8 protein-coding genes are annotated in these 11609 nt (G+C 43.6%); all 8 read left to right on the forward strand.

Going from position 1 to position 11609, the window contains the following annotated elements; genetic code table 11:
• The first annotated feature begins 16 nt into the window (after window positions 1-16).
• Window positions 17-1525, forward strand: a complete 1509-nt coding sequence (locus GNG27_RS08760) for a phage portal protein (protein WP_156263420.1) — start codon at window positions 17-19, stop codon at window positions 1523-1525.
• Window positions 1482-3296: a phage major capsid protein gene (locus GNG27_RS08765; RefSeq protein ID WP_156263421.1), complete on the forward strand. Its 1815-nt coding sequence runs from the start codon at window positions 1482-1484 to the stop codon at window positions 3294-3296. Before GNG27_RS08760 ends, GNG27_RS08765 begins: the two co-directional genes overlap by 44 nt.
• Window positions 3297-3586: 290 nt before the next feature.
• Window positions 3587-4009, forward strand: a complete 423-nt coding sequence (locus tag GNG27_RS08770) for a hypothetical protein (protein WP_156263422.1) — start codon at window positions 3587-3589, stop codon at window positions 4007-4009.
• 5 nt (window positions 4010-4014) lie between these two features.
• Window positions 4015-8151 (forward strand): tail fiber domain-containing protein, encoded by a 4137-nt coding sequence (locus tag GNG27_RS23460; RefSeq protein WP_197090571.1) that lies wholly within the window; start codon window positions 4015-4017, stop codon window positions 8149-8151.
• A gap of 66 nt (window positions 8152-8217) precedes the next feature.
• Window positions 8218-8673: a phage tail tube protein gene (locus GNG27_RS08780; protein ID WP_231600437.1), complete on the forward strand. Its 456-nt coding sequence runs from the start codon at window positions 8218-8220 to the stop codon at window positions 8671-8673.
• On the forward strand, window positions 8673-8984 hold the full coding sequence (locus GNG27_RS08785; protein ID WP_156263423.1) for a hypothetical protein: 312 nt from the start codon (window positions 8673-8675) through the stop codon (window positions 8982-8984). Before GNG27_RS08780 ends, GNG27_RS08785 begins: the two co-directional genes overlap by 1 nt.
• 14 nt (window positions 8985-8998) lie before the next feature.
• Window positions 8999-9361: a hypothetical protein gene (locus GNG27_RS08790; protein ID WP_197090572.1), complete on the forward strand. Its 363-nt coding sequence runs from the start codon at window positions 8999-9001 to the stop codon at window positions 9359-9361.
• A 2-nt stretch (window positions 9362-9363) separates the two neighbouring features.
• Window positions 9364-11547 carry a hypothetical protein gene (locus GNG27_RS08795; protein WP_156263425.1) on the forward strand — a complete coding sequence of 728 codons (2184 nt, stop codon included), beginning with the start codon at window positions 9364-9366 and terminating at the stop codon, window positions 11545-11547.
• Window positions 11548-11609 lie beyond the last annotated feature (62 nt).

Raw genomic sequence — 11609 nt, forward strand, 5'->3', positions numbered from 1 at the left:
CAGGAGATCACACGGAATGTGGCCTTTTAACAAACGGCAAATTGAACAACCCGCAGTACCAGCCCCGAAACCCGCCAAACAAACCCGTAAATATCAACCTACCAGTACTGAATTCAAACCCCAAAGCCGTTCACTAACCGGCCTACCAACAAAGATTATCGGCTCTTACGGTACTGGTGTTCAGAACGTCAACATCAATGCAGTACTGAGACAGTCTCTAACATCGCTACGTGATGCAAGCCGTTCACTGGTACTGCAAAACCCGTATGCACGTCGATATGTGTCACTGAGTTCTGGCACAGTTGCAGGGGCAGACGGTATCACTGTTAGACCTTCACCGATTGGCCTCGATGGTCAAACCGATCCAGTACTGGCAGACCGTTTAGACAAGCTGTTTTACGAGTGGGCATCAGATGCAAACCGCTTTAGTACTGATGGTTCTCTGTCATTCGACATCTTTCAACAACTGGTAGAGCGTGCAAGAGCTACCGATGGTGAATGTTTTGTTCGACTGCATACAGACGGTGATGAACTACAGGTATCAATCATCGATGCTAGTCGTATTCCCAGTACTAAAAACGAGCTACTGAAAAACGGTTCGTACATCAGTAATGGGATAGAGCGTGATCAGCACGGTCGAGTACTGGCTTATCACGTTGCCGATATTAACCCGTTGAATTACACGATTCAGACCAACAGTACTCAACGTGTACCAGCCAGTGAAGTACTGCATTATTTCATTCCAGAATTCCCAGGACAGGAACGAGGTTTCCCGGACTGTATTGCAGTAATGAAAACCCTGGAGGACTTTAATAGCTATAACGAAGCGGCAGTACTACAGAAGAAGATCGCAAGTTCGGCTATGGGATTCATTACCAATAGCGATAATACACAGGATGAACTCTTAGACGGTGAACCAGAACAGCGTGAATACGTCGAACACTTTGAACCGGGCAGTATTAAAGAACTTGCACCAGGCCAACAGATTCAGACTCTGAACCCGCAGGCAGGTACTGACAAAATCACAGAGTTCAGTGATGCAGTACTTACGACAATTTCAACTGGCTTATCCGTACCAAAGTCGATGCTAACTGGTGACACACAAAATGCGTCATTCAGTGCTGCGAAGATGGCAGACAGAATTAGCCGTGAAGGGTTCAAGACTCGTTCAAATCTCCTTATTTCTAAAGTACTCAAGCCTATCTATCGTGAGTTTATTAAAAGAATCATGGTTACTGAACTTAAGGAACTGAGTTTCACCAACTTTGAGAACATCGCTAACAGTACTTTCATTACTGTTAAGCAAGTCTCGCTTGATCCTAATAAAGATGCTCAGTACGAACAAGTATTACTAGCGATGGGGGTCAAGTCGAAGTCTCAAGTTATCCGTGATTTAGGCATGGAGCCACAGCACGTATTTGAAGAACTGAAACGCGAAGCGGAGATAAATAAAACAGAAACAATGAACAAGGACAGTTCAAATGAAATTCAAGAACCAAAAACGGGAGATGACGTTAACGAGTGACGTACTCTCAGATAATAACGACCGTACAGTACTGTTAGCTTTTAGCTCTGAAAATCCAGTAGTACGTACTATTAGCGGTCAGGAATATAACGAAATCCTTCTGCATAACCCTGAGAACGTCAATCTAGAACGACTACAGAATAAGGCCGCTCTGCTTTATAACCACAACTTTGATAATCATATCGGCGTTATTGAGTCAGCCAGTATTGATGCTGACCATGTAGGCCGTGCATTAGTGCGTTTCAGTTCAGTTGGTATGGGTGCTGAAAAGTTCGAAATGGTACGTGAAAGTACTTTAAGCAAAGTTTCAGTTGGTTATTCCATTCTCGATTATCGAATTGAAGGTGACAACCTCCTAGTTACCAAATGGGAACCATACGAAATTAGCATGGTTTCAGTACCCGCTGACGATCTAGTCGGTGTAGGGCGTTCTCTTGAAGAAGAGCAGGAACCAGAAGTACCTGAACCCGAAAATAACGACGAGCAGCCAGCCGAACAAGAGGAACGAAACGAGGAAACTGAAAATGAACCCGATGAAAATACTGAAAGTACTGCTAGTACTTCTGAGTCTAATTCCGAAGGCAATTCCGAAGCCGAAGCGGAAACGATAAATAACAATGACAGTACTGGTGATGGTGAACAACCAGAAACTGATACTGAAAATAATGATTCAGCCGTTCAGGAAGAACAGGCCGAAGAAGATCAAAAACGCATTGCCGAAATTAACGCTATTTCACGTGCATTCAATATCCACGCTGAAATTACAAATCAGGCAATCGAAACTGGCTTAAGCATTGATGCGTTTCGCCAACAAATTAAAAATAAACCCATTATCAAGGATGATAAAATGGAATTCTCTCTAAACTCTCTGATCCGTTCTATTATGGACGGTGACAAATCTCTGCCATCCGGTAAAAACGGTGCAGTAGTTGCTAACGCTGATTTCGCACAGGCTGTACGTGCTGGTGTAACCACCACTTCCGCAAAAGATATTATTCACACTGATGTACTCTACGGTTCATTCGTAGATATTCTGCGTGCTGAATCTGTTCTTAAGAATTTCCCAGTACAGATGTTTACCGGACTGACCTCTGAAATTGCAGTACCTAAACTTGTGGCAGATTTCGCAAATTCATTCGGATTTATTTCTGAGAATGGTGTATCACCAGAAGTAGATGCTAATTTCGAATCTGTAGTACTGAAGCCTAAAACCTTCACTGGTTCTGTACCACTGTCACGCAGCGTAGTTAAATCCTGCCCACAGGTAGAACAAATTGTTTCACAGGCCATTGTTGCTGGTTCTGCTGAACGTCTGGAAGCCCTGATCCTGAAAGGAATCGTAGATGCAGTAGTAGCAGCGGGTAAAGTCGAAACTGTAGACGCATATACCTATGCAGGCATCGTAGCAGCACAAGGCCAACTGGGTGATGAAGGCGTTTCTTACGGTTCTATCGCCGCTGTAATGTCTCCACAGACCAAAGCAACTCTGCGTAGTACTCTGCGTGGCGACAACACCGCAGGCGTTTACCTGTTCGATGAGGGTGATCTGTGTGGTGTACCTGCTTATGACTCTAAAGTACTGGCTGGTCAGAACTTCATTATCCTCGGTGACTTCTCCAAAGTTGCTATTGCACAGTGGGGTGATTCTCTTGAGCTGGATATGGACGATACCACTAACCGTAATCGTGGTTCTGTAATCGCTCGCGTTTGGGCTGATCTGGACTTCGCAGTATTGGTGCCTGAAGCCTTCCGTATCATCAAACTGGCTTAATCTGATGAGAGCATTTAATACGCAATGTATGGATGCTCTGATTAACAGTTTTGGCGAACCTTTAGTACTAGATAATGGCAGTACTCTTACTGTCATTTTCGAACAGTCCGAAATAGCAATTCAAACTACCGAAGGACTTATACAAACAACAGAAAATTACTTTACATGCCGCCGTGATAAAATCACCTATGATGACTCTTTTGTACTGAATAATGTTCGGCACGAGGTTTACAACATCATTGATGATCTGTCAGGTCTATGTAACGTTTATTACAGAGAGGCTTGATCACATGAATATTTCAATTATTAAAAATCATGTATCAAGCCTTTTTGTATCTAATGGTTTGAAGGTACGCAAGGCCGCTAAAACAAATAGTCAGACATCCAGTGATTACATTTTGATGATCAGCAATGTAACCGAACAATACGAACAACTTGAATACAGCAATCGTCATTCTGTGATGCTGACAATGGATATACTTGTTACATCGCAGAGTGAATCAACAGCACAGCAAACGATGACGAAAGTACAGGAAGTACTTTTCAGTACTGAATTAATTACTGGCCTACTGGAGCAGGGTATTAATGTTAGTTCACTAAAACTGATTTCAGTAGTCGATGATACAGACCCTGATGCAAGTCTAGCCATAAATACCATTATGACAACGTGCCAGATTAATTACATCGCACGTCCTACAAATAATGGAGAATAACAATAATGGCAGGGATCATGCTCGGCAACCGCACGTTGCTATCTTACAGTACTGATATCAATAACATCTACCCAACCGCAGTATATCAAAATATAGATAATCTCGGTTCATTCCCAGAACTAAAAATCAGTAGTTCAAATCAGACTATTGAAACATATGATCAAGAATATCTTGCAGTACTGCGAGGTGATTTGAAGATTAGTAACATCAGTATTGTTGTTCATTACGACCCGTCTAACGTTGGTCATCAGTTTCTGAACAGTGCATACAGTAATAACAAAGTTTTCCAACTAAAATTAAGTATCTATGAAAGCCCAACAAGTTTACGTCAGAACTTCATCATTCTTAACGGTCGAATCACTGCACAGAAAGACGATGCTGATATTAATAAGGTGTACGGGCGTACATGGACATATACCCCAACTTCTATTGTCAATCAGGGCAGTATTGACGAACCAGCCCCACTACTAATCGGTAACTATGGTTTGGGTGCAGAAGGTACAACAGTTCCACATTACGAAGCCGATCCAACTGGTAACGCATTTATCAAAGTAGCGGCGACACGTACCGATAACCCACTGGGTGTAGATCTATTGGGTGTAGGCATGGTTGATGGTGGTGGCACTAATAAGGCACAGATCGTAGTGTCTGAGACTGCAACACCTCGCATGTACATCAGGAACACTGATAGTACTGGATGGGATCAGGTCTACAGTACTGCAAATAAGCCCTCTCTGGCCGCAGGTGCAACGCAGGGCGTAACCGGAACATTGCCTATCAGTTCTGGCGGCACAGGTGCAACCGTGGCAAGTACTGCACTGTCTAACCTCGGCGGGATGCCGAAAACGGGCGGTGCATTCACTGGTGGTGTCACAGGAACAACACTGTCACTATCCAGTACTTTAGCCGTGACAGGTGCCAGTACTCTTACAGGTGCAGTAACGGTAAACAACACGATTAACCAGGACGGTGTTGCAGCAGCAACCTATGGTCATACATCACTCAGTTCAGCAGCCGCAGGTACTAAAAGCTATTTGCGTAAGATGCGTGGAGGTAGTGGTGATACAGTTTTTCACGAAACCATTCAATCAGGGAACTACCGTTTAGCGACTGGTGCAACAACCGATAGTTCTGATGCCCTTACTTTATCCAGTACTGGCAACCTGACGATTACTGGTGCTCTGACAGCTACCGGAGCTACGTTAAACACGCCATTACCTATCGCAAGTGGCGGCACTGGTTCAAACGTTGCCCGTAAGGTTAATGGTTATCCTTTGACCTCAGACATTACATTATCTCAGACTGATATTGCTGGCACAGTACCCAGTACTTTAACAGTTAATAGCAAACCATTATCAGGCAATATTGTATTAGCACAGGCAGACATTGCAGGTACTGTACCAACTTCATTAACTGTGAATGGTAAAGCCTTAACTGGTAATATTACGCTTGCTCAGGCTGATATTTCTGGAACAGTACCAACCAGCCGTACAGTAAATGGTAAGGCACTTTCTGCAAATATTGTATTAGCACAGGCTGATATTGCAGGCTCTGTACCGAATACTCTAACCGTTAACGGTAAGGCTCTTTCTACAAATATTGTATTAGCACAGGGTGATATTGCCGGAACAGTGCCAACAAGCCGCACCGTTAATGGTCAGGCTCTGAGTTCAAATGTAGACCTTTCAGCACTCGATGTATCAGCAATGCCATACTACGGAACTATCGCCGCTGGGATTAATCTTAATACTCTGCACGGCGGTGTTTTTGGAATATATGAACAACCCGTTACGGCAAACGCAACAACAGCTTTAAGCTATCCGGTTGCCGTAGGTGGTACGTTGTTTGTAATGAAGAGTGGCGTAACTCACGCGAATTCATGTACTCAGGTTTATTACCCTTCCAGTACTGACGATATCTATAACCGTACAGGCACTTCAAACGACACTGGTACTGTCACATGGTCAGCATGGGTTCGTACTGCAAACATCACTACCGCAGGCGTTAACAGTTCTATCAAGTCTCTTACCGGACTGACTACAGCACTTTCAGTTGCACAGGGCGGTACTGGATCAAACGTTGCTGCAACTGCACTTTCAAACCTGGGCGGTGTTGCTAAAACCGTAACAGTGAACTCTAAACCTTTAAGTGCCAACATTGTTCTGAACGCAGCAGACGTATCAGCAGTACCAGCGACAAGAACGATCAACGGGCAAGTACTCAGTGATGATTTAGTACTGGGGGCACTCGATGTATCAGCAATGCCGTACTACGGAACCATCGTAACAGGCGTCAATCTGAATACCCTGAACGGCTCTGTTCATGGCATTTATGAACAACCTGTAAGTGCAAATGCTACCGTGGCATTGAATTATCCAGCAGTTGCAGCAGGTACGTTAGCTGTACTTAAAAATGGATTAACACATGCTAATAGCTGTACTCAGGTCTATTACCCGGCTAATGCTGATGATATCTATAACCGTACAGGCACAAGTAATAGTAGTGGCGTTGTAACCTGGTCTGCATGGGTTCGTACTGCAAACATTACCAGTGCAGGTGTGAACAGTACTATCAAGTCTCTTACCGGACTGACTACAGCGATTCCGATCACTGGTGGTGGTACGGGAGCTACTACAGCAGCCGCAGCTTTAACGAATCTTGGAGCAGTACCGACTAGTCGCACCATCAATGGGAAAAATCTCAGTACAAACGTAGTCCTTACTCAGGCAGATATTGAAGGTACAGTACCTTCAACACTCATGATAAATGGGATTCCGTTAACCGGCGACATCACACTGAGTCAGGGCGATTTCAGCGGTACTATCCCGGTTTCACAGGGTGGTACAGGTGCCACAACAGCAGCGGCTGGCCTTGCGGCACTGGGTGGTTTTGCGTTGGCTGGTGGCACGATAACAGGTGCCAGTACTTTCAATAGCACTCTCACTGTTAAGAACACTATCAACCAGGATTCAGTTGCCCAAAGTACCTACGGTCATACATCAATGAGTACTGGTACAGCGGGTGGGAAGTCATATCTTAGAAAGTTCAAAGGCGGCTCTGGTTCCACTGATGCCACGTTTCATGAAACCGTCCAGGGGACACTGTATAGAATAGCTACAGGTACTACTGATACTACTGATGTACTCAAATTATCTAATACTGGTGAATTAACTACACGTGTTATTGAGGCTGATGAAGTCTTAGCGGCAACACCGCCCAATAATTTCGCGGGGGCTGGTGGACTCCTTCGATCTACAATTAGTGTTGCTGGTGCAGAATTATCAGCCGCTTATATGTTCTCTGTATATGAAAAGTCCTCAAGCGGTGTTGAAACACGTAAGGCACGTATTGTCGCTTCAGGTGGATCACCATCAATTCAGAGTTATTTTGATATCGGTCAGGATGGTAGTTTATTAGCGACTAATGGGACTTTCAGAAGCCTCTTATCAATAGGTTCACCAATTCCTGCACCGTGGTGGGAATCAGCTCAGTCAGGTAAATCCGGTATCTATCAAAATATGACTACAGATCCCGTTGGTGTCAGTGCTATTGGTGCATTGTCATGGGCATACAGACATAACGGTGGTTATGAACTGCGATCAATGTGGGGCAACGTTGGTAATGGAATGACTAACTGGGGTAACACCTCGTTAACTCAGTTTGGTGATTCCGGTAATGCGGGAACACGGTACTGGTACTTTACTCCAGCATCAGGTGATTTGACCTGTACAGCGGGTGGCGGTTGGTCGGGTAGTTACACATTCCAGAAGGCCGCAACCTCTGATGCAACACTAAAACATGATATTGAATATAACGATGGTAAAGCATCTTATGAAAATATCAAAAAGCTGAAACCATGTACTTTCAAATATAACTTTGATCCGATGGAGCGTGAACGCCGTGGCATTATTGCACAGGACGCATTACGCGATATTGATAGTGAGTATGTCAAGTTAGTACCAGCCGCACCGGAATATGATGATGAAGGTAATCGTTGTGATAAGGATGATACCTTAGCACTTGATAATAACGTCATTATGATGGATACCGCACTTGCACTAAATCATTCAATTGCAAAAATTGAAGCAATGGAAAATGAAATTGCTGAATTACGGGCAATGATTGCAGCCATAAATAAGTAAGAATAAACACAACAATTCAGTACTGGCAAGGATGCCAGTACTGAACTCTATGATAAGGACATCATTATGCCAACTCCAATGGACATTTTCGGCGGGACATATTTCACAGTAGGTATTGGTACTGCCGGAGCCACTCAAGCCGCAACATTTACTAATATCCCAGAAGTTGCCGCTTTCCCCGGTACTGGTAGTACTGCAACAGTAATTGAAGTAGTTTCTTTCAATACTTCATACAATCGTAAACTAGTAGGTAGTAAAACAACCGCAGACGTGACCTTACAGGTTAACTGGATGCCAGATAACGCAGCCCAGCAGCAACTAGTAACTGCTTTTGAAAATGGCACTCGTATTCAGTTGAAGTTCAGTTATTTCACCGATGCCACTAAAACAGCAGGTTCATATGTTGTCTATAACGGCTTCATTAGCGAGAAGAAGATCGAGGGTGATCGGGATAAGGTAGTGAACCTCACAATGACCTTTGCATGTGATGGGGCACCAGTAGCACAGGGATTACTGCCATAATGGATATTCATACTCTATTTGCAGCCCTGAAGCCTGAACTACACGAAGTTACCCTAAAGAATGGTGCAGTACTGCATATTCATCGACCTGCTATCAGCAATTTCGAAAAATGCATTGATGCTAAAAGTACTCTACTTTATACAGTTGCAGATGAAAACGGTAAACCTATTTTCTCTGATGTTGATGAAGACGGGAAAATTAACGTTAATTCTATTGATGCACTTATCGTAGGTGAAATTAACACCGCAGTAATGAAATTGTGGCCTAAAGCAGACGAACCACAAGTTCAGGATCAGATCGAAAAAAAATAAGGAACAATCCGCGTTTGATGTTTTCCCTGAAACTATTAAACAAACGCGGATTGAGTCCATCAGAACTGGAGTCATTAGATCCTGAACTATTTGAGTACATGATGATTTACGATTCCAGTATTGAACCTTCAGGAGCAAGGTTTGAACATATTAAATATTCGAATCTTGCCCACCTGATATTAATGAGCAGTGGCAATCTGACACAGGACGGGATGAAGAAGGCCAATGTTCATGACTGGGATATGCACGGCCTGCTTTCTAATAAAACTGTATATGAACGTATGCAGGATGAAGAACAAAAACAACTGACACAACAACAATTACAACAGTCAGCCATGATGCAATTCATTACTGGCAGTACTGGTACTGGGGGCTAAGGATGGCACAGAACAATCAACAATTAGTATTCAATATCAACGGTGATGCTACTGGCCTGCAACGTGCTTTAGGTACAGCCGGGAACAGCTTAAATGCATTCAGTCGTGAGGCGGGCGGTTCGCTCGCTTCATTATCTGGTGGGTTCGGTGATATTACTGGCAAGCTGGCCGGGATGAACTCAGGTCTACTTGCTGTAGGTGCAGGGTTCGGTGCATTAACCGCTGTTACAATCAGCCAGGTAAATGCAGCCTCTGATTACGTTAAAGTACTGAATGAAGCCTCACAAACTTCTGGAATGACCGTAGAACAATTACAGAAGCTACAGGGTGCTTTTGGTTCACTGAACATCGAATATGACAAATTCAGTGATTTCAACAAAGATGCTCTTGATCACATGGGTGATTTCTTCCGTGAAGGCAAGGGTGGTTTCGGGGATGACCTGAAAGCCTGGGGTGTCAATCTACAGGGTTTTACGAAGTACATGAATGATGCTGATGGCGGTATCAAGATGATTATCAAGACGTTCTACGAACTGCAAAAAGCGGGTAAGTCGAATGCTGAGATCACGAACGCTATGGAGTCTATCGCCAGTGACAGTAGTAAGCTATTGCCAGTACTGAGACAGTACAAATCAGAAGTTGAAGCGATCAATGCTATTGAAAAACAACATGCTGGTATTACTACTGAAACGGCACAGGCATACGGACGCTATCAACAGAATATTGCTCAATTGGATCGCAACTTCCAGGAACTCAGAGTTAACGCACTATTACCCGTCATCGAAGCACTCAACGAGCTACGCAACATATTTTCTGGTGAATGGAAATTACCATCATTCGATCAGATGGGAGGAAATCTTAAACGATTTGCATATGATTTTGCGTCACTGGGTGATCATCATGCGTTGCCGGATTCATGGGGCAAAGGTCAGTACTCTAACAGTACAACGGCAGGTGCAGTACCTACGCAACAGCCAACCAGCAAGCCCTATAAACTCAAAGATCCAGAAGGTGAGAAGAAAGCATCAGACGCAGCCAAAAAAGCCGCAGATGCCGCTAAACAGTTGGAGCTTAAACAGCTACAGGCAAAAATTAACCTTAATCAGGTAATGTCTCAACTGGGTAAGAATTCCGCCGAACAGCAAGTACTGCAATATAACTACACACAGAACGAGTTACGTAAAAAACTGGATGAGTCCTTAACTATTCTAAATCTAAATGAAACCCAGAAAACAAATATTATTTCCCGGCAGGAAACAGCGAGGCTTGAAGGTTCTAAACGTATTATTACTGAGATGCTGGAAGCAACAGATCCTAAACAATTAAGTGAGAATCTGGCAGCACTGACTATCGGTAATACCCAGAATATTACATCCGAACATATTTCAAAAATGCTTTCAGCACAGGATATCCGTTCTGGACTGCATGATCCAACTAACCCATTTGGCAATCAGGCAGATATCAAACAGCAGCAGGATGAAATATATAAACAGCGTGATTTTGAAATTCAGGTTGATGAACAAATGTACCAGAACAAACTGATTAGTAAAGAACAGTTTGAAAAACGTAAAGCTGATTTGACTGCAAAATACAATAACAAAGCGGCAGAAGTGGAACGGCAGAACAGCCAGGCACAGATCCAGATGTTTGCAGATTCAGCCATGAATATTGGAACCATGCTTGAAGGTGTTGCAGGAAAGGGCAACAAGGCCGCTCAAGCCGCTTTTGTGGTAGGTAAGAGTATATCGATTGCCAATATTGTTATGAAAATTCAGGAAGCATTAGCGAATGCGATGGCTACGCCGTGGCCTGCCAACTTTGCGAACTATGCACAGGTGGCAAGTTTAGGGGCATCCATTATCAGTACTGCACGTGGTACACAGATTCAGGGGCAGGCACACAGCGGTATTGATTCAGTACCTAAACTGGGTGGCAAAGATGAATCAACATGGGTATTGAAAGCGGGTGAACGTGTTCTGAATAACGATAACAACCGTGATTTAACTCAATTCCTGAAACAGCAGGATAAGCAGGAGAGTAACAGTACTGGTCAGATTGTCATTAATGCACCACTGGTAGTTAATGGTGGTGGTCAAATTACTGATGAACAATTCCAGACAATGTTAAAGAAGCATTCTAATAACGTTATGCAGTCAGTTCGGGCAGCACAAAAGAGAAACACTTAATATCAAAAGCCAGCATTCACGCTGGCTTTTTTGTTTTCGTTCTCCTGATAAATACTATAAAT

The sequence above is a fragment of the Leclercia sp. 119287 genome, assembly GCF_009734485.1.
Classification (GTDB): Bacteria; Pseudomonadota; Gammaproteobacteria; order Enterobacterales; family Enterobacteriaceae; genus Enterobacter; species Enterobacter adecarboxylatus_C.